Source organism: Nostoc sp. CCY0012 (assembly GCF_963920855.1).
Lineage (GTDB): Bacteria > Cyanobacteriota > Cyanobacteriia > Cyanobacteriales > Nostocaceae > Cyanocohniella.
Genome location: NZ_CAWUDM010000025.1, coordinates 22,594 through 44,873, shown reverse-complemented (window position 1 = coordinate 44,873; position 22,280 = coordinate 22,594). Strand labels below are relative to the sequence as shown.

The window sequence follows — 22,280 nt, the reverse complement described above, 5'->3', positions numbered from 1 at the left end:
CTCTATTAAATTCCTTGCGAAAGATGAATCAATTTGTTATCAGTCATTCGTTATGAGGAAGAAAATTAACTCTTGTACCTTGTTTATCTGCTTATTTCACCCTACCTACTATTCCTCAGCAAAATTAGTCAAATCAAAGAGAAATTTTGCTATCAATAGGTTGATCTAACAAATCATAAGGATGGTATTCAACTAATCGGATATTCCAAGGATTTTGTACTCGATAAACAATACCGCGCCATTTAACTGTTGACATCCACAAAGAAGATAGCATTGCCAATCCATACACCCACTGTGTTAGAGGGATAGCAATTAATATTTTGCCTACTGTAGTAACTGACAAGGGAGTCATCGGCTGACCTTGAAAGCGAATTACTGGACGTACTGCTAACTCTAATATCAGTGTCAACAAAAGTAATCCGATGGTATAGATACAATAAGTAGCCAACAATATCATTGCCAAATCCCATTGAGTATCGAGCAATGACAAGATAAACACTACTATTGCTAGAGAAGGAAATAAGATACTAGAAACAGCATCGCCAATTATAGCTATCCAACGAGGATGATAAAGTCGAGAATAAAATAGTAACCGCTTCAGAGAGTCCATGAAGCCAAGTAAATCACATTCTTCTCGATTCAGCATAATTAAAGAAGGAACAAGCTTGACCTGCATCCCATGTTGTTTAAGGATGTTATGCATCATCAAATCTTCACCGAAAGCTTGTCCCCACTTCTCTAGTATTCCTGTGTGACGTAGCACATCTGTTTTGATAGCCAAAGTCCCGCCCCAAGGAATGCGAAATAAGTACATCTGCACAACTGTAGAGACGTTACCGATGTAGCGGACTAAAGACCCCCAATATTTACCTGTAGGCATATACCAACGGTTACCTGTCGTTGCGCCGATTTTGGGATCATTTAAGGGACTAACTAATTCACGCAGCCAATTAGCATGAACTATTGTATCGGCATCTACCAAAGCAACTACCTTGTAAGAATCATCTAATTCCGACACAGCTTGCAGTAGCGAACTGCATTTGAGACTACAGTTGTGGCGAATTATCCTCAAAGGGCTGATTTGGAAATTGCTGGCTTCTTGCTTTTTGATAGTTTCGTTGACAACTTCCCAAGCCGGATCATCCTGACTATCAACAATTAGCTTTAAATCGTACTCTGGGTAATTTTGATTTAACAGGGCCTCGATACAATTGGGCAAATACGGATCGGCTCCACGTAAGCAAAGAATCACTGCTGTTTTAGGTAACTCTTCATCAGGCAATACTTTTTTGTGACTTAAGTGGATGTAGAACAGAAAAACCAAAGCTAAACACATTTGAATAGCCAACCAACCCAGCAAAGACTGAGATAGGAATATTGTCAACTCTTTCATATATAGTCTCCGGCAAATTTTGCCCTGTTGACTGAGGTGGGAGGTGGGGTGAAGAGGCAGGGGTGCCGGGTGCAGGGGGGAAAGACTTTGAGTTGTTACCAAAATCTTTGTTTTTCTGATCCCTTATTCCCTACTCCCTATTCCCCGTTCTTATGAATCGAGGGAATATTTCATGAAAATGTTGATTTTGGTATTTTGGTTCATGAAGAAACTGGCATCATGAAACTTGGGTGTACCTGTGGCTATGGAAACAGTGGGATTTTGGGAAATTCCAAAACCTTCTTTGGGAATGCCAAAAAAGTCTGTATTCAACTGGCGATCGCCATTTTGATCATCTACTACGGCAACGGCATAATTTCCCGGTTTCAAACCAGAAAATGTATGAGTCAAAGTACTCCCTGAAGGCTGCACACAGGCACTTTTGTGAACATCATTAGTACTCATAGGAAATCCTTTGCCCTTAGAGTAAACTCCCATGCAGATTTCACCCTTTTGGTTATTGATTCCATTCACTACCACTGTCAGCGTTGCTGTAGTGTCTGCATTCACGGTTTTTGCAAAGCTGAGACTTAATAAACTAGCTAGCAAAAGAGAAGAAAGATGAGTTATTTTCAACATGATTTGGTTATTTTTACCAGTAATTTTTGTTTTGCATTCACTGTTACAACACCCTTTTATTGTTAAAACCCAATTATTTAAGAAACAATTTGCTGTTTTTGAGCAGCATAATCTTGCCAACGTTGCCAGACTATTTGCATCGCTTTTAGTAAATCTTTGAGCAAAAGATACTCACTACCTCTCAACTGTTGATAAATACTGATATGGCACCGTACACGCTGATAAAGACTTAATTCAAACAGGTATATAGAAAGGATATATTCCCAAACTATTCTCCAATGCGGAAACAAAATTTTTCCCTTTTTTGAAGAATCAAACCACACTGTATAGGCATAAAGGTCAGGCAACATACTGGGTGAATATTTAGTTTTATTGTCTGTAAACAACAAGTAGTTGGGAAAAAACATACTCAAGGATTGCTCAGAATGAATTCTGGCAAAAAACAGATATTCGGGGATTTCATAAAATCGACCCAGTAAACCAAGTCTTAACAGTAAAATGCCATCAGCAGTACCATAACTACCCATTAATGGTATTTGTTTCAGGGCATTGGCGCGAATTACTCCATAACATTGATAGCAGAGATGCTTGGTAAGTAATTCATGAAAACGCTCCTGAGGTTTCAGTGAATCCGTGTTGAGTTTGAGATTGTAGTTTTGTAAAAAATGGCCATTTTCGTCAATAAAATAGACGTGGGAATGACACAAAACTATTTCAGGATTATAATCAAGTACAGCAACACATTTTGCTAGAAAATCTGGAGCATGTAAATCATCATAGGCAGCCCACTTAAAGTATTCACCTGTAGACAATTCAAAAACACGGTTGAAGTTAGGAGAACAACCGATATTTTTTTCATTTCGATAGTAGCGAATACGTTGATCTTGGGCGGCGTATGCTCGACAAATTTCTTCGGTTTTATCTGTCGAAGCATTATCTGAAATAATTAGCTCAAAATCTGCAAATGTCTGAGCCAAAAGCGAGTCTAAGGCTGCTTGGATAAACTTATCACCATTGTAGACAGGTAACCCAATACTTAATTTTGGTAGAATCTTGCTCATACGACGAAATAATGTTATTGAAAATTTTTCGACTATTTAACTAGATGTTGTCTTGGAACTTGCGTTTTTCAAAGGGAATAGGGAACAGTAACCCACCAGGAAATTTTGTTTTTCTGAGGCTTACTGCTCAAAATAATTGTTTTTCTGACTGGGGCTATAAACCCAGACCAGTAATAGAGTTTTTACTGCTTCCTATTCCCTCAACCTTTTATGAAGTGTGTCGCAAGGTAGGGTTTGTAATCTCTTGTGCAGTAGAGAAAGAATTAACTACATATAAACACAGAGCAAAGTTATGTAGACGGGTTTTCCAACTTAGGAAAATTTTCAAGATAGATGAAAAGCACTGTATTGATGTTAATTTTAAATATCGGTTTTGTTCAGCCATTCTTGTGTATAGTGCAGCCCTTTTTCTAGGTCAATTTTAGGTTGAAAATTTAACAGGTTTTGTGCTTTGGCAATTGAATAAGCGTAAGGGCGACTCATAAAATCTACAGATTCAGGGAGAATATCAGCTTTCTTTCGGAAAAGTTTCTGTCCTTGGGCGCGTAGTTTCAGAAATAATTTCATTTCCTCTTTTGGTAAAGACATTGGTGCCGATAAGTTTTCCATTGCCGCCAATTGCAGAAAATATTCTTTCCAAGACGTGCTTTGTCCATCGGTGATATTAAAAATTTCACCGTATGCCTCTTTTTCTATTGCTAAAAAGATGGCATCTATTAAGTTGTCTATATATACGTGATTAATGATTCCTTTACCATCATTGGCATAAGCAAATAATTTTTGGCGCATCATCAGAATGGGTCTAATTACCCAAGAAATACTTCCTGGCCCATAAACATCTCCAGCGCGAATAATGATAATGCCAAAATCTGGGGGTGCATTCAGAGGTAAAAGTTCGGTTTCGGCTTCTATTTTAGTTTGACAGTAGGGATTATTTTCACCTGAAAGAGGCCCAGTTTCTGTGATGCCGTCAGGATAATTAAAACCATAGACCATTACACTGGAAAGATGCACAAATGTTCTGACGCCAGCATTTTTAGCAGCTTTAGCCATATTGACTGTACCACCAACATTCACAGCCCTAAATTCTTTAATAGAACCTGCTTCTTGGGCCATTTGTGCCGTATGCAAAACAATATCTACACCCTGACAGGCTTTTTGGGCAACAGCAGCATCAGTAATACTGCCAACAATTACTTCAATACCCAAATTCTGTACTGTTTGATTATTATCGGCAGAACTTTGGATTCCACGAACTTTCATTCCTTGGGCTATAGCTAACTCGGCTGCACGCAAGCCAATAAATTCATCAATTCCAGTAATTAAGAGAGTTTTGTTTTGGAGGTTCATGGAGATAGGAGTGATTGGTAATTTATATGATTGAAGTTAGAAGATAGTTCGCTTCTAGAAGACTAGAAAATATCAGCCGGATCTGCGGAGCGGAGTTTATTAATTGCTAGTGACCCTGAAGTTATACATATTAAAACTGCTGAAACCAAGACTATTACTGCATTATTCACAGTCATCATGATTGGCAATTTAGTAGCTTCCATTGCAAATGCATAAATAATTATGGAAGATAAAAATCCTGGTATATAACTTAATAAAGCCAAGATTATTGCTTGTTGAAAGACTACATTTAAGAGATATGTATTGGCATATCCAATTGCTTTTAAAGTTGCGTAGGCCACAAATTGAGTCGCAATGTTGCTATAGAGAATTTGATAGACAATTACTACACCAACTACAGAAGCCATAGTCAACATGAGATTAAGAATAAAACCAATGGGTGTTCTCACAGCCCAATATTGTTTTTCAAAATCAATGAAACCCTCACGAGTAAATACTTGAACATCTTTAGGTAAAATTGCTGCTAAATTTCTCATAACCGTATCTGGGTCTGCACCAGGATTAAGGCTGATGACACCTATATCGATCATTTCTGCTGGTCGAGTGATAGGATTTATCTTCAAAAAAGTTGAGTCACTGACAATTAAATTGCCATCTACACCGAAAGAAGGCCCCAAGCTGAACAAACCCCCTACCCTCACTCTGTAGCCAATGAGAGCATCAAAGGGAAATATTTCAATTGTCTGCTCAGAATTTCCCGCATCAAATTGTGCAGCGATGGGGCCAAACTCTGGGCGAGAAATTCTGTCAAAAAGGACAATGTCAGGAATTTTCAGTCGGTCTAAATTTTCTGCAACTTCTGGTATATTGAAGACAGATTTTCCTGGGTCAAAACCAATCACATATATTGAATATTTCTCTCCAGTTTCTGGATTTTTTAACTTGGCAAATTGTAAATATATGGGATTAACTGACTCTACCCCATCAAAACCCAAGGTTTGGTATAAACGATTGCGTGAAAAACTTTGATTCGATGTCAAAGATTTGTATTGCGAACTGACTAAAAATAAATCACCCCGGAGATTTTGATGCAGTGCGGTAGCACTAGAATAAAGTGCATCTTGAAAGCCAAGTTGGATAAACATTAGCAGCACAATAAAAGCAATCCCACTTACGGCTACGACAAACCGAACTTTTTGCTGGGCTAGCTGTAGCCACGCCAAAGGAATTCTAAAATTCATGGATTCAGTTGTGATTTGTTATATTTGTTTGTTTGTCAGTTGGCAGTTAGTGATATATAACCGACAACTAACCACTGACTCATGACCAATGACTATATTTGAATGGCAACATCTACCTGTAAATTCGTTAAACGAGCTACCCGCGCACTATCTTCGGGATTATCGATGCTGATTTTGACTTCAACTATTCTGCGGTCTGTATCTGCTGTGGGATTAAGGCTGAATATGCTTTGGCGACCAATTTGCCAACCAATTTCGGTCACTGTTCCGGGAATTGCCCCAGCAAATGCCGTGCTAGTAATGGTAGCTTTTTGACCTACACTGACTTTTGATATATCAGTTTGATAAACTTCTGCAACTACATACATCTGAGATATTTTACCGATCTCAGCAAAGCCTGCGTTGTCAATTACTTCTCCGGTTTTGGTGTGGATTTTTAAAATCTTGCCATCTATGGGAGATCTGAGGTAAGTCAATTCCTGGTCAGCTTTTGCTTGTTTGATAGCAGTTACCGCACTAGTAACTTCAGTTTGTGCTAACTCAACATCGACGGGCCGGACTTCGCTAATACTGTTAAGTCTAGCTCTACCTTCTTGTATTTGGTCTTGGAGAGTTGTTTGAGTGCGGTTGAGGTTGGCTCGGGCTTCTGTGATCTGCTGTTGTACAGTCTGGAGTTGTAAAGCTTTACTATCTGCTACAGAGGCAGAAATGGCACCTTGTCTAAATAACTGTTGATATCGCTCGTTTTCGCTTTGGGCGTTGTCTACCTCAGCCTGGATGCGGTTGATTGTTGCTTGTTGCGCTGCAACGTCTCCTTTTAATTGTGACTCTAAACCCGCGATCGCAGCTCTTTGTGCGGCAATATCTCCGCTTCTAGCTCCCGCTTTCACCTGTGCGAGTCTGGCTTTGGCTACTTCTAGCTGGTCTAACGATTGTTGCAAGGCGGCTGTGGAGCGAGCATAATTTTCTAAATGCGCCAATACTTGTCCTTTTTTAACTTGTTCACCTTCGGTGACTAGTAGTCTTTCTACTCGTGGGCCGTTAACTGCATTAGGAGCAGACAAAGTTGTCACTTCCCCTTGGGGTTGTAAACGTCCTAAGGCTGTCACTGCAAGTCTAACAGGGGCAATTTCTGTGGTAGTTTCTGGTGGAGTCTGAACTTGAGGGCGTGTCCGATTTGGTGAAAAATTGTAGAAAGCGATGATTCCGGCTAATAAAGTAACGGAACCGGCCAAAATAATCCGCCACCGACCTAGGGGTTTTGAAAATAATTGGCTTTCTTTGTTTGCTGCCATATTTTTATTCCAATTGTGTTAAATTTGTCTATCGCAGTCGGCTTGTCTGCAAGTTAAGCAATATGACTTATACTGGTAGTGCTGAATTTAAGATATGAAAAGCTCACGTAAAGGTGCAAAGATGAGTTGGGCTTTACGTATTTGTGGGTTTTAGGAATCTTTGTATGTCTGTACAGCCACCTTATTTACTAACTTGGCAACAAAATCGATAGTGGCGTTACTTCAAATCTTTCTTAGTTTTATCCTAATTTGACATCGCATCCAGTATCGTAAAATACGATATTGTCATTAGTCGCTGGTTACTGTCCCCATCACTCTATCTCTATCACTTCTCTAAATTATGTATACTGATTCTTTGACTGACTGCACTAAAAAGCTGTAATTATGCCCATCGTGCCTATAGACCAAATTCATATTGGTCAAAACCGCCGTCCGGTCAAGGGTGAGAAGGTTGATGATTTGAAGGAGTCGATTAAGGCTAATGGTTTATTGAATCCGATTACGGTAGACCAAAAGCTGAATTTGATTGCTGGTTTGCATCGGCTGACTGCTTGTAAGCTATTGGGGCTGGAGGCGGTTGAGTGTAATATTGTCAATTATCAAGATGCGGATCAAGCGCGGTTGGCGGAAATTGACGAAAATCTGATTCGCAATGAGTTGGAACCGTTGGAACGTTCGGAACTGTGGTTTGAGCGTGATCAAATTTTAGTAAGGATGGGACTGAGGGCGAAAGCTGGCGATAATCAACATACTCATAAAGGTAGTGAAACGATTTCACCACCTCCCAAGCGCACAGTTGAGTTGGCTAGAGAGGTGGGCTACTCGGAACGCACTTTTCAGCATGGTAAGCAAATTGCTAAAAGTATTCATCCAGAGGTGAAACAGATAATTAAGCGATCGCCTATTGCTGATAGTCCTACAGCGTTACTGAAGATAGCTAGGGCTGGTAGTCAGGAACGGGCGGCGGCGGAACAGGCGCAACAGGCTTGGGAGTTGGCCCAGGCTAGGGGAGACGAGGCGGAAGCTGCACGGTTAGCTCAATTGATGGTTGATGCGAGGGCGAAACAAAAAGAGTTACAGATTTTGGCCCATAACAGTGCTATGGCACAAAGGGCTGCTAAGTTGGCACAGAAGCAGAGTCTACGTCAGCCAAAACAGGTGGTGGAACCAGCAAATACTCAAGTGAAGCTTGGGGATGAATGGCTGCTGGATCGGCATTTGGTGTATTGCGGCGATACGGCTAGTTCAGATTTTACCAACTTGTTACCTTCAGATGCTTCTCTGGCGATCGCTACTCTTTCTGCTACCTGGGAGCATGATTATTTGGTGGATGAGGCGCGGGTGGTGGCGGTGTTACGTTCTGAGGGTCAGATTTATGAATTTTATCGCCGTTGCCAAATGCCCTTTCAATATGAGTTGCTGCTGGGTAATGTTTATGTGGGTATTTTTTCTCATCAATTAATATCTCGGCCGCAGGCTCCTATTAATATTGAGGGCGTGGAAGGAATTGTTAATTATTTAATTAATTTGTATACAAGTCAGAATAATTTTGTGATAGCTCCTTTTATGGGGCATGGGGAAATTTTGCTGGCTTGTGAACGGTTGGGGCGCATCTGTTTTGTGGGGGATGCAAATCCGGAGTTGGTTGGCCGGGGGTTGTGGCGTTGGCAGCAGTGGAGTGGGAAGTCAGTTATTAGTCATTAGTTTTTTGGCTATGGGGTTAGCATCAGAATTTTATTAAGTGTGATATGGCTATTTGTGGGATTCATGGATTTATTTCTATTTCTGTAACTTTGTTGTCAGATGTTAGTTGATGATATCAAATTTTTGGGGATTCATTACAATTTATTTTGTGTTGTTTATTATGTACAATTTACTAAATTAAGGTTTGCTTCATAAATAACTGTTTAGATATTTTTGTTATTTAATATTCAAAAATCATTAAATATTTGGATTCAATTATGATGCTCTGCTGAGAAATACATTTACTTACTACTGTTTTATTCCTATGTGTTAATTAGATGTTTAATTAATTGAATAGACTCTGGTACTGATATGTGAATCAAGACCCCAGGGGGAATTTAGAGAATTTTCAGGTGATTGCATTGGATATTAATTATACTTTTGGTGTATGGTTTATACAAAAAAAATGCCAGCCAGAATTTAGGCTTTTTATAAAATAACCTTAAACAAATGATTTAGTTTGTGTGAATCATGTTATTCTTTTTATTAATTCAAACGTTTCAAGGCGGCAAGGAAATTTAGTTATTTTGTTAAGCGTGGAAAAGACAAAACTAAACCCAACCGCATTGGCATCACCTTTTAAGTGTGTGAGTATTTCTTCAGAAAAGTGCATGAATTGGGAATAAAGGGGGATGTTTTTTCGGTAACGAACTTGTCAACTTTTCTGGGTTGAATTGCTTAAAATACATTATCCTGGACGTTGAAACTGGCTATGGCATTTATCAAAATACAGAACGTCATTATTAACACCAGCTATATTGCTGCTGTTAAGTTAGATACTCAAACAAGTTTGGGAGAAAAAAGCGTTTCTGTCTTAGTAGCTACTCCTCAGTTTCCGGTGATCCAGTGGGATACAATTGCCCAAAACCTTTGCCATTACGAATGGATGGAATTCACTGGTCAAGCAGCTAACGCACTCCAAGACTATTTTACCAGTTTCAACAACGTCATTGACCTATTACCACAATATCAAGAATCGAGTGCTGGATAAAATTCTGACGCGATCGCTGTTTTCCAAAATTGCCTGGAGGTAGAAAGGCAGTGTGTATCGTGTGGTGTCGGTTTAAAGAGAAGCATTTAGTTTTGTCTGCGTCATGTTACGCGTAGATAAAAAATAGCTCATTTTGAATGGGCAACAGGAATTACTGTAGCTATGCTGCGCCACGCAAGCTATCACGATTCACGGTACTTAAGAACAGTATATGCCTTATGTCTGCTTATTCAATTGATACTGCCTTGGCAGAGTTGGAGAGCCTAATCAATAGTTGTCAAAAAACTGTGATGAGGTCAATAGAGGACAAGAAATCGAATAAGGAAAAACCAATGTCAATTAGCAAGATTAACAGACAATTACAACAAAATCCTATAGCCATTGTTGGTATGGCTTCTCTATTGCCTCAAGCCAGAAATTTACAGGAATACTGGCAAAATATCATTAACAAAATTGATTGTATTACTGATGTTCCCGCTAGTCACTGGAACATAGAGGATTATTACGACCCTAATCCTAGAAATCCTGAAGATAAAACTTATTGTAAACGCGGTGGTTTCATCCCAGAAGTAGATTTTAACCCGATGGAGTTTGGCATTCCTCCCAGCATTTTGGAAGTTACAGACATTTCCCAGCTATTGGGTTTGGTGATTGCCAAAGAAGCAATGGAAGATGCTGGTTATGGTGAATCTCGTGAGTTTAGCCGCGAGAATGTCGGGGTAATTTTAGGGGTGGCTATGGCCAAGCAATTGGCAACACCACTTTCCGCTCGTTTGGAGTATCCTGTTTGGGAAAAGGCACTCAAAAGCAGTGGTATTTCTGATGAAGATACCCAAAAAATTATCGAAAAAATTAAAAGCGCCTACATCAAATGGGATGAAAATGCTTTCCCAGGAATGTTGGCTAATGTGGTCGCCGGACGAATTGCCAACCGCTTGAATTTTGGCGGGATGAATTGTGTCGTTGATGCGGCTTGCGCTAGTTCCTTTGGTGCTTTAAAGGTGGCAATTAGCGAACTAGTTGAACATCGTGCTGATATGATGTTGACCGGTGGTGTGGATACTGATAACACCATCATGGCTTATATCTCTTTTAGCAAAACACCTGCTGTTTCTCCTAGTGATAATGTTAAACCCTTCGATGCTAAATCTGATGGGATGATGCTGGGTGAAGGTGTGGGAATGTATGTCCTCAAGCGTCTAGAAGATGCAGAACGGGACAACGACAGAATTTATGCAGTGATTAAAGGCATTGGTACTTCTAGCGATGGTCGCTACAAGAGTATTTATGCTCCCCGCAAAGAAGGCCAAGTCAAAGCCTTAGAACGTGCTTATGAGGATGCTGGTTTTTCTCCTGCTACTGTCAGCTTAATGGAAGCCCATGGTACAGGTACAATGGCAGGCGACCCCACAGAATTTGGTTCTTTAAGAGATTACTTTAACCAACACGATACCAAAAAACAGCACATTGCTTTGGGTAGTGTGAAGTCCCAAATTGGACATACTAAGGCGGCGGCTGGTGCGGCAAGTTTGATTAAAACAGCTTTGGCACTACATCACAAGGTTTTACCCCCGACCATTAATATTACTGAACCCAACCCCAAACTCGACATTAAAAACTCCTCATTTTATTTAAATACCGAAACCAGACCTTGGATTCGGGCAGAAGGAGAAGCACCAAGACGTGCGGGTGTGAGTTCTTTCGGCTTTGGTGGTACAAATTTTCACATTGTGTTGGAAGAATACGAAGCCGGCGAAAATCGTCCCTACCGTTTACACAGCACTCCCCGCGAGGTACTACTGTTTGCTAACAACCCAGCACAACTGTTGAGTAAGTGTGAAGAAACTCTCGGTCAGTTGCAAACAGATGGCGGTGAGAGACATTTTGCGGCATTAGTTCAGGAATCCCAATCAATTGAGATTCCCCAGGTTGCAGCCAGAGTGGGATTTGTGGCTGAAAATCTGCAAGAAGCTTGCAAGTTCATGCAAATTAGCATTGACTGGTTAAAGCATAAAGGTTCAATCACATCTTGGGATCATCCCCAAGGTATTTACTACCGTTCCTCTGGGATGGAGTTGGGCGGTAAGGTTGTGGCTTTGTTCTCTGGACAAGGTTCCCAATACCTAGAAATGGGACGGGAAGTGGTGATGAATTTCCCGGAAATGCGTCGTCTGCACGGCTGTATGGATAGTTTGTTACTCAAAGATAATTTGCAGCCGTTGTCAGAGATTGTTTTTCCCCATCCCGTATTTGATGAGGCAGAAAAAAATGCCCAAATTGCCGCACTGCAACGCACAGAATATGCCCAACCTGCCATCGGCGTATTTAGTGCAGGTTTGTATTCCATCTTGCAACAAGCCGGTTTTAAATCTGATTTTGTCGCCGGACACAGCTTCGGTGAATTAACAGCTTTGTGGGCTGCGGGTGTTCTCAGTGAACAAGATTACTTATTCTTGGTGAAAGCCAGGGGTCAAGCCATGGCCGCCCCAGAAGACCCAGACCATGATGCTGGGAGTATGTTGGCGGTGAAAGAAGATTTATCTAAAGTGGCTGTAGTCCTGCGGAACTATCCCCAGGTAACCATTGCTAACTTTAATTCTCCCACCCAAATTGTCTTGGCAGGGCCCACCGCAGAAATCGCCAAGGTAAGACAGGCGTTACATGACCAAGGTTGTGCAGCGGTATTGTTACCTGTGTCTGCTGCTTTCCACACACCACTAATTGCCTTTGCTCAAAAATCCTTTGCCATCGCCACTAAGTCGGTCAAGTTCAATAGTCCCAAAGTTCCCGTCTTCACCAACGTTACCGGTAAGCCTTACCCCCAAGAAGCCCAAAGTATTCAAAAAATTCTGGAAACCCACCTTGCTAACTCGGTGTTGTTTAAACAGGAAATTGAGAATATTTATGCAGCCGGTGGTTATTGCTTCGTAGAGTTTGGCCCCAGACGGATTTTGACTAACTTGGTGAAAGATATTCTAGGCGATCGCCCACATCTTACCATCTCCTTAAACCCCAGCACCCAAAAGAATAGCGATCGCTCCCTGAGAGAAGCGGCTGTACAGTTGCGTGTGGTTGGTTTACCTTTGAAAAACATCGATCCTTATCAAATTGAACCTGCACTACCTCCCGTTGAGAAAAAGAAGGCATTAAATGTGCGGTTGAAAGGCATTAATTATGTGTCTGACAAAACCAAAAACGCCTTTACGCAAGCTTTGGAAAATGGGCATACAGTCAGTTTACCTGCTGCACCTGCCATCACTTCTACACCAGAGTTTTCTGAGGCTGTGGTTGTAACTCCACCAGTTAAAGACAGTATTGGTAATGGACGTGTTGCCCATCCTGCACAGAGTTTGCCCGAATTATCACATAACTCTACTAATTCCACCGCATCTAGTACCACCCCACCCCAGCCGCAAATGAATCCGGCCATGCTTCCCACTCAAATAGACCAGGAAACGAAGATGCAACCAACACCAGAAAAACCTGTAAATTATCAACGGACGCTAGAAGGTTTAGAATATCTGCTGACTCAGTTCCAAAAAAATCAAACCGAGAACTTACAAGTTCATGGAACTTATCTGCAACATCAAATGGAATACACCAAAGCGTTTTTCCAACTGATGCAGCAACAAAACTCCTTGTTTGCCAATACTAAATCTGACGCTGATACAGCACAACTTAAGTTAGTTGTCAAGGAAAGTATTGAACGTGGCATGATGCAGTTTCACGGTCAACAAGGTGAAACCCTCCGCATCCATGAGCAATATCTCCTGGAACAGTTAGAATACGCCAAGAACTTTTTCCAACTAATACAAGAAGAATATTCTCAACTAATCTCTGGTGAGGCAATTACTCAACCCACAGAGACAGTTATTAATAAAACCACACCTGCACCTGCGCCAGTAGTAGCAGCGCCAGTTGTCGAACCGCAACCTGCACCTGCACCAGTAGTAGCAGCACCAGTTGTCGAACCAAAACCCGCACCTGCACCAGTAGTAGCAGCACCAGTTGTCGAACCAAAACCCGCACCTGCGCCAGTAGTAGCAGCACCAGTTGTCGAACCAAAACCCGCACCTGCGCCAGTAGCAGCAGCACCAGTTGTCGAACCAAAACCCGCACCTATCTCTGTTCCCGCCATTGACTTAGCTGACTTGGGTAATAACTTGTTAGCCATCACAAGTGATAAAACTGGCTACCCAGTCGAGATGCTGGAAATGGATATGGACATGGAGGCTGACTTAGGAATTGACTCCATCAAACGAGTAGAAATCTTGGGTGCATTACAGGATATGTATCCTAATCTACCCCAGCCAAACCTAGAAGAATTATCAGAAAAACGCACCATCGGTCAAGTTGTAGAATATCTGCAATCCCTTTTTTCCGGTAGCGTTCCTGTAGAAACAGCTACACCTGCTACTAATATCCCCACTCCAATTATCCCAGAACCAGAAGCAGTAGCACCCACCATTCCTACCACAGAACCAACAATAGAATATACCCAAACCCCACTCCCGACTCCCCACTCCCCACTCTCCACCGACGACTACGCAGACTTAGGTGAAACCCTGTTAGCCATCACCAGTGATAAAACCGGCTACCCAGTGGAGATGCTAGAACTGGAAATGGACATGGAGGCTGACTTAGGAATTGACTCCATCAAACGGGTAGAAATCTTGGGGGCGATGCAAGACAAGTACCCCAACTTACCCCAGCCAGACATCGAAGAACTGGGCGACCTCCGCACCATCGGTCAAATAGTTGATTATCTCCAGAAGTTGGCTGGAGGTGAAAAAAAAAAGCCCCAGCAGGAGTTTAGCTACCAGCCAGTCCAGATAATTGACGGTATTGCTCGCCGTCCTGCTAAACTTCAGTTTCTACCACCACCCGATAGTTTAGATTTCGCGTTACCAGAGGGACACGTTGGTTTAATCACCGACGATGGTTCCCTCACCACCGCCCAATTAGCTCAATCCTTAAGCGATCGCGGTTGGAAAGTGGTAGTTTTAAGTTTCCCCCAATCTATCGTTTCCCAGCAATCGCCTTTACCAGTCGGAGTGCATCGCGTAGTTCTCGCAGATATGACAGAAGAATTACTACAACATAAATTATCTGCGATCGCAACTAACTTTGGCACCATTGGAGCTTTCATCCATATTCATCCGGTATTTGAGGTAAATCAAACACCTGCTTATCTGGAAGCAGAAAAGGCGATTGTCAAGCACGTGTTCTTTATGGCTAAACATCTCAAACAATCCCTGAATGAAGCGGCTGGTTACGAACGTAGTTGTTTCTTGACTGTGAATCGTTTGGATGGTGCTTTTGGGTTAGAACATAATGTAAACTTCGGGGCCATTGGTGCAGGGTTATTTGGCTTAACTAAGACTCTAAAGTTTGAATGGCCCAAGGTGTTTACTCGCGCCATTGATTTGAGTCCGGCTGTGGATGCTCAAAAATCAGCAGAATATATTATTGCTGAATTGCATGATCCGAATCTGCTCATCAGCGAAGTGGCTTACGGTTCTCAAGGTCGTGTGACTTTGGTTGGTGATTTGCAGAAGTAATGGCATGAGGGAGGTAAGAAATATATCTCCCTCTGCGTTCCAGGATTGTTTTTTGTTTCACGCAGAGACGCAGAGGCGCAGAGTTTAAGAGCGCAGAAATCTTTAAAACACTCTTTCTTGGCGTCTACAGCCCTTACGGGCATCGCTGCGCGCGGGCGTCTTGGCGGTTTATTTTAATCATAAATTCCCAATAATATGACTACACAGACTCAGGTTCGTCCTTCATCGGTTTTTGTTGTAAGTGGTGGTGCGAAAGGAATTACAGCTCAATGTGCGATTAAGTTGGCGCAGCACCAGCCTTGTAAGTTTATTTTGCTTGGTCGTTCGCAGCTTTTAGAAATTGAGCCGGCGTTTGTGCATGATTGTTTTGAGGAATCGGCGTTAAAGAAACGCATCATGGAAAATCTTCTGTCTCAAGGGGAAAAGCCGACACCCATGAGTGTACAGAAGATATATAACCAAATTGCTTCTAGTCGAGAAATTAAGCAAACACTGGCAGCGATCGCCGCAACAGGCGCGCAAGCAGAATATATTAGTGTAGATGTCACCAATGTTGCTGATTTGCAGCAGAAGTTGGCGGCTGTGGGTGGAATTACGGGGATTATCCACGGGGCGGGAAATTTAGCTGATAAGTTAATAGAAAAGAAAACTGACCAGGATTTTGAAAAGGTCTACACAGCTAAGGTGCAGGGATTGGAAAATCTGCTATCTTGCGTGAATCTTGAGCAACTCCAGCATTTAGTATTATTTTCCTCCGTAACTGGATTTTACGGGAATATCGGACAATCTGACTATGCGATCGCTAATGAAATTCTCAATAAATCTGCCCATTTGATTAAGCAAAATTATCCCCAGTGTCATGTAGTAGCCATTAACTGGGGCGCTTGGGATAGTGGGATGGTGTCACCAGAACTGAAAAAAGCTTTTGCAGAAAGGGGAATTGATATTATTCCTGTGGATACAGGTACACAAATGCTAGTCAACGAACTGCACCCAGCCCATAATGACACTGCACAAGTTGTCATTGGTAGTCCATTAGTTCCCCCAAGTATCGAGTTAGACACCCAACTGCGAACTCATCGTCTGCGTCGCCAGATGACACTAGAAGCCAATCCCTTCTTATATGATCATGTAATTGCGGGTGTTCCAGTATTACCGGCTACCTGTGCCATGTCCTGGATTATCAATTCCTGTGAGGAAATGTATCCAGGATATAAATTATTTAGTTACCAAGATTTCAAAATTTTGAAGGGAATAACTTTCAATGACACTTTAGCTAAAGAACATATTTTGGAAATAGAAGAAGTTTCCAAAGTCAATTTAGAAAAAATAGAACTAAAAGCTAAAATCTGGAGTAAAAACCCCGCAGGAAGAACCCATTATCATTTTAGCGCTCAACTAAATCTCCAGCGAGAAATTCCCACTGTTCCGATTTATGAATCAATCAATTTAGCCGAAGATCACATCATCACAGCCACTAAAAAAGACTTCTATCAAAATGGAGGAACCACCCTATTTCATGGCCCTGCATTTCAGGAAGTCCAACGAGTTTTAAATATTACTCCCGAAAAAATTACCACAGAATGCTTGTGGACAAAACTCAGCCCTCAAAAAGAAGGACAATTCCCCGTCAGATGGGTCAATCCTTATACAACAGACCTGAGTATGCACGCCTTATGGATTTGGACACAACACTTTCATCAAGAAGGTTGCTTACCGGGGAAAGTAGAGAAATTTGAACAATTTGCCCCCACCCCACACAACGAACCATTTTACGTATCCTGCGAAGTAAAAACCAAAACAGCAAGTAGTGCGATCGCCGACTTTATTATCCACGATAAACAAGGAAAAGTATACTCCCGAATGCTAGGCGCCAACGCCATTATTTGGTCAATGAAATTACTCAGAAGTTAATCACTAGGCACTACTGAATAAAATCTCTTACTCTCCGCGCCTCTGCGCGAGACAAAAATTCTCAAGTTTGGGGAACAGCGTAAATCCTGCCTTCCTTTAAATACCCCACAACTGTTGAGGATATAAAAATGCAAAAAATAGCCATCATCGGATTATCATGTCTATTCCCCGATGCAAAAAACCCCGACGAATTTTGGCAAAATCTCATAGCCCAAAAAGAATCCACCTCATCAGCCACCATTAACGAAATAGGCGTAGACCCCAACATTTTTTACAACCCAGTTAAAGGCACACCAGATAAAACCTATTCCCTCAAAGGTGGATATATCAGGGACTTTCAATTTAATCCCGCCGAATATAACCTACCATCAGAATTAGTTGCTGGTTTAGACGACTCCTTTAAATGGTCATTGTATGCCGCCAAACAAGCAATTACCAATAGCGGCTACTGGGGAAATCAAAACCTCCTGGCCAAATGCGGCGTAATTCTCGGTAATCTTTCCTTCCCCACCAAACTTTCCCATCAATTATTTTCCCCCATTTACCAACAGGCGATCGCACCTGCTGTTAAAGAACTTCTACAAGACGAAGATTTCGCTTTAGCTGGTTTACCAAAGACAACAAAAGCGTCTTTATACAACGCCATGATTTCTGGCTTACCAGCTTCTATAGTTGCTCAAGCTTTATCGTTATCTAGAATTAATTTATGTCTAGATGCTGCTTGTTCTTCGTCATTTTATGCTATTAAATTAGCCTCTCATTATCTATCATCTCACAAAGCTGACATGATGTTAGCGGGAGCCATCAGTTGTGCCGATTCGCTGTTTGTAAGAATGCTATTTTCCGGTGTCCAAGGCTTTTCTGAAGACGGTACAAGTCGCCCCTTAGATAAGACATCCAGAGGACTAATTCCCGGTGATGGCGTGGGTATGGTCATGCTGAAAAGATATGCCGATGCTGTCAGAGATGGTGACAATATTCTGGCAACTATTTGTGGTAACGGACTTTCCAATGATGGCAAAGGTAAGCATTTACTAAGTCCCAATACCAAAGGGCAAGTCCTCGCCTTTGAACGAGCTTATAACGAAGCTCAAATTAGTCCCCAAAGTATTGATTATCTGGAGTGTCACGCTACCGGCACATTACTAGGCGATACAACTGAACTTAATTCCATAGCTACCTTTTTTGGACAACATCAAGCTTCACCATTGGTAGGTTCTGCCAAAGCCAACACCGGACATTTACTAACATCTGCCGGTATGGTGGGTTTGACTAAGGTCATTCTGAGTATGTCTCAGGGAGTTATACCACCTACTATTAATGTTGATGTACCTTTAGCCTCAGACAATAATGTCATTTCCAGTGAAAATATTGTCAGAAAAGCGACAGCTTGGCCTAACAACAATACACCAATTAAACGAGCAGCTATCAGTGCTTTTGGGTTTGGTGGTACCAATTCTCATTTAATTATTGAACAAGGCATCACAGCATCAGCTACTAACTCTACAACACCCACACCACCTGCTAAAATTGCCATTATTGGTATGGATGCCTATTTCGGTGGATGTAACGGCTTAGATGCCTTTGAACGCAGCATTTATGAAGGAACCCAGCATTTTATTCCCCTACCACCTTCTAGATGGCATGGCATAGACGAGCAAACAAACTTACTCCAAGAGTACGGTTTAACAGATGGAAAAGCGCCTGTAGGGGCATACATCCAAGACTTTGACATTGATACGTTGGCTTGCAAAATTCCTCCCAACGAAGTTGAAAAACTTAATCCCCAACAATTGTTACTTTTAAAAGTTGCTGACCGGGCTGTTAAAGATGCAGGCTTGAAGGAAGGGGGAAATGTAGCAGTAATTGTGGCTGCGGAAACGGAGTTTTCTGTACATCAATTACAACAACGATGGGATTTATCTTGGCAAGTTAAAGAAGGCTTACTGTCCGAAAATATCGCTTTACCAGATGCAGACGTTTCCCAGTTAGAAGGCGTTGTTAAAGATAGCATTCACCATCCAGTCGAAACAGGTGAGTATGTCAGTCACATCGCCAATATTATGGCAAGTAGGATTTCCGCTTTGTGGAATTTCACTGGCCCCGCCTTCACCATGACATCTGGCGAAAACTCTGCACTCAAGGCCTTAGAAGTTGCTCAAATGCTATTAGCATCTGGAGAAGTCGAGGCTGTAGTTTTAGGTGCAGTAGATTTAGCCGGTGGTGTAGAAAATGTCTTATTACGCAGTCAATTAGGCAAAGTCAATACAGGCATCAATACCTTAAGCTTTGACCAAAACGCTGATGGTTGGATGGTCGGTGAAGGTGCGGGTGCAGTTGTCCTCAAACGTCACGACACTGCCCAACAAGACAACCAACGAATTTATGCTGTACTTGATGCCGTCAGTTTTGCCGAAGGTAGTTCTCCTCAACTAACAACATCTGATGCCCAAGCTATCCAAGAGGCCTGTCAACAAGCCTTCTTGATGGCAGAGATTGAACCTCAAGAGGTCAATTATGTAGAAGTATTTGGTAGTGGTATTCCCCAACAAGACACAGCCGAAATCAAAGGGTTGTTACAGGCGTATCCCAAGACTGGTAATGGTTTGCAGTGTGCCATAGGTAGCGTCAAGTCCAACATCGGTCATACATACACGGCATCAGGAATTGCCAGCCTAATCAAAACTGCCCTCTGTCTTTACTACAGATACATTCCAGCCACACCTCAATGGTCTGGTGCCAAAACACCACAACTATGGGAAGGCAGCCCTTTTTATGTAGCGACAGAATCTAGACCTTGGTTTGTCGATAAAGGTGGTACTCGTCGGATAGCTGCCCTCAATAGCATCGGTATAGATGGCACCTACGCCCACGTCATTTTGTCAGAAGACCCAGACCAACAAGAACGCGACAGTAGGTATTTACAGCAAATGCCTTTTCATCTGTTCCCCGTAACATCTGAGAATCAAGGCAACTTACAAGAGGTTCTAAATAGCCTCCAACAAAGTATCGAAGATAGTTCTTGTTTATCCACCACTGCCAGTCAGACCTTTACCACCTTTAAAGAACATACTGAGGCTAAATACGCCCTAGCAATTACAGGACGTAACAAAAAAGAACTCCTCAAACAAATCGATGCTGCCCGTAAAGGTGTAAATACTGCCTTTGAAAAGGGTACAGATTGGCAATCACCACTAGGTAGTTATTTTACAACCAACCCCTTGGGTAAACGCGGAACCTTAGCTTATGTTTATCCAGCCGCAGTCAATTCTTATATTGGCATCGGACGGACAGTCTTCCGCCTCTTCCCTAAAGTCTTCGAGGACTTAAAAAGCAACAATCTCTATAACCGTGCAGCCGATGTAGAGAAATTAGTTTATCCCCGCAGCTTCCCTAAACTCACAACCAGACAACTAGAAACCCTCGAAAAGCAACTGTTAGATGATTCCCTGGCGATGTTTGAAAGTGAAATCGCCTTCGCCAGATACATGACAGCAATTTTCCGAGACGACTTTCAAGTCAAACCCCAATGCGTCTTCGGCTATAGTTTAGGTGAAACCAGCATGATGGTAGCCCAAGGAGTTTGGAGTGATTTTGAAGGCGGTAGTAACACCCTCAACTCATCACCCTTGTTTGGCAATAAACTATCAGGCCCGAAAAACGCCGTCCGTGAGTATTGGGGCTTAACTACAACAGAATTACAAGACGATAACTTCTGGGGTACTTATGTACTCATGGCTACCCCCTCTCAAGTCAGAGAAGCTCTCAAAAATGAGTCACGAGTTTATTTAACTCAAATCAACACACCAGAAGAAGTCTTAATTGCCGGTGAGAAAACAGCCTGTCAAAGAGTAATCAAAACCCTAGGTTGTAATGCTTTTCCTGCACCATTCGATCATGTCATACATTGTGACCCTATGCGATCGCAATACGCAGAAATAGCCAAAGTCAACACCTTACCCAGCCAAAACCTACCAGGTGTTACATTCTACTCCGCCGCCGAATACCAACCCATCGTTTTAGATAGTGGTGTCATAGCGCGCAGCATAGCCACCGGACTGAGCCAACAACTGGACTTTCCCCAACTAGTTAACCGTATCTACGACGATGGCGTAAAAATATTCATCGAAGCCGGTGCAGGTGGAGTGTGTTCACGATGGATTAGCAAAATCTTAGAAAACAAAGAACACATCACCGTATCCCTCAATCGTAGAGGCATGGATGACCACAGTTCTATGGTCAAAGCTTTAGCAAAACTAGTCAGTCACCGAGTCACTTTAGACTTATCACCACTTTACAACCTCACCACCACCACCAAACAAAACAAATTAACCCTAAGAACCATCACTTTAGGTGGTAAATCAATTGCTGCGGCAATATTGACAGAAGTAAACCGTAAACACTTCCAAAATATCGCCGATAATCTCAACAATTATCGGGTGAAAAATCTGTCTCAAAACGTACAATTACTCACCCCAATTCAGCCAGCAGAAGACCCAATAAAAAATATCATGGAACACGGTTTTGAGTCTCCAAAAGAATTACAATCTTTTGAGTCAACAGCCCTGGGACAGAAAAATCTGCAACCAATTGTGTCATCTCCAGCCACAAATCATCAACTAGATAACACAATTAGAATGTCTGAACTCAACAAAACTCAGTATCAAAAACTGAGTGAAAACAATGACCGCATAACCAAAAATCATACTGCTTTCTTACAAGCCAGAAAAGATTTTAGTAAACAAATGAGTGAAATCATTCAATTACAACTAGCCTGTGCGGAAAACTTATTGAATGAGGAAACTTAATTAAATTTCAGGGCGTTGCTGATTGAAAGTAGGAGTTACCTCACGCAAAGCCGCAAAGACGCGTAAGGATTCAGCAACGCCAACCATCTCACAAACAAAAACTTCTTTCTTTCTCTTTAACTTCGCGCACTTTGTGTCCTTTGCGGTATGCGCTACGCGAACGTTACAAAAAATCCCCCTGACAACACAAATAGGATTGCTAAGTAAGTCGGTGCAATAAAACCAAACTATGTAAAGAAAAGTAAAGAAAGCTCAAACTCTTTCTTCCCCTGCTCCCTGCTCCTCTGTCTCTTTTGAAACCTCCT

The 22,280-nt window shown here is 42.0% G+C and carries 11 protein-coding genes; 5 read left to right on the top strand and 6 right to left on the bottom strand.

From position 1 onward, the window contains the following. Positions 1-133: 133 nt before the first annotated feature. The 6 genes from ACM0OS_RS09605 to ACM0OS_RS09580 form a co-directional block, all read right to left on the bottom strand. A complete protein-coding gene (locus ACM0OS_RS09605; RefSeq protein ID WP_414542955.1) occupies positions 134-1,393 on the bottom strand; it encodes a glycosyltransferase in 1,260 nt (419 codons plus the stop codon). A 150-nt stretch (positions 1,394-1,543) separates the two neighbouring features. Further along, positions 1,544-2,011 (bottom strand): DUF2141 domain-containing protein, encoded by a 468-nt coding sequence (locus ACM0OS_RS09600; RefSeq protein ID WP_414542954.1) that lies wholly within the window; start codon positions 2,009-2,011, stop codon positions 1,544-1,546. Positions 2,012-2,088: 77 nt separating this feature from the next. Beyond that, positions 2,089-3,072 (bottom strand): glycosyltransferase family 2 protein, encoded by a 984-nt coding sequence (locus ACM0OS_RS09595; protein ID WP_414542953.1) that lies wholly within the window; start codon positions 3,070-3,072, stop codon positions 2,089-2,091. Between the two features lie 360 nt (positions 3,073-3,432). Then, positions 3,433-4,422: an NAD-dependent epimerase/dehydratase family protein gene (locus ACM0OS_RS09590; protein WP_414542952.1), complete on the bottom strand. Its 990-nt coding sequence runs from the start codon at positions 4,420-4,422 to the stop codon at positions 3,433-3,435. 62 nt (positions 4,423-4,484) lie between these two features. Continuing rightward, complete coding sequence (gene devC, locus ACM0OS_RS09585) at positions 4,485-5,663, bottom strand: ABC transporter permease DevC (protein WP_414542951.1); 1,179 nt, start codon at positions 5,661-5,663, stop codon at positions 4,485-4,487. Between the two features lie 92 nt (positions 5,664-5,755). Further along, complete coding sequence (locus tag ACM0OS_RS09580) at positions 5,756-6,958, bottom strand: ABC exporter membrane fusion protein (RefSeq protein ID WP_414542950.1); 1,203 nt, start codon at positions 6,956-6,958, stop codon at positions 5,756-5,758. Between the two features lie 384 nt (positions 6,959-7,342). On the opposite strand from ACM0OS_RS09580, the gene ACM0OS_RS09575 reads away from it, so the two are divergent. The 5 genes from ACM0OS_RS09575 (at position 7,343) to ACM0OS_RS09555 (ending at position 21,975) form a co-directional block, all read left to right on the top strand. Continuing rightward, positions 7,343-8,662 (top strand): ParB N-terminal domain-containing protein, encoded by a 1,320-nt coding sequence (locus tag ACM0OS_RS09575; protein ID WP_414542949.1) that lies wholly within the window; start codon positions 7,343-7,345, stop codon positions 8,660-8,662. Between the two features lie 751 nt (positions 8,663-9,413). Continuing rightward, positions 9,414-9,692 (top strand): hypothetical protein, encoded by a 279-nt coding sequence (locus tag ACM0OS_RS09570; protein ID WP_414542948.1) that lies wholly within the window; start codon positions 9,414-9,416, stop codon positions 9,690-9,692. 218 nt (positions 9,693-9,910) lie between these two features. Next, positions 9,911-15,253, top strand: a complete 5,343-nt coding sequence (locus ACM0OS_RS09565; protein ID WP_414542947.1) for a beta-ketoacyl synthase N-terminal-like domain-containing protein — start codon at positions 9,911-9,913, stop codon at positions 15,251-15,253. Between the two features lie 195 nt (positions 15,254-15,448). Continuing rightward, positions 15,449-17,167, top strand: a complete 1,719-nt coding sequence (locus tag ACM0OS_RS09560; protein ID WP_414542946.1) for an SDR family NAD(P)-dependent oxidoreductase — start codon at positions 15,449-15,451, stop codon at positions 17,165-17,167. Positions 17,168-17,295: 128 nt separating this feature from the next. Next, positions 17,296-21,975 carry a PfaB family protein gene (locus ACM0OS_RS09555; protein WP_414542945.1) on the top strand — a complete coding sequence of 1,560 codons (4,680 nt, stop codon included), beginning with the start codon at positions 17,296-17,298 and terminating at the stop codon, positions 21,973-21,975. The last annotated feature ends 305 nt before the right edge of the window (positions 21,976-22,280 follow it).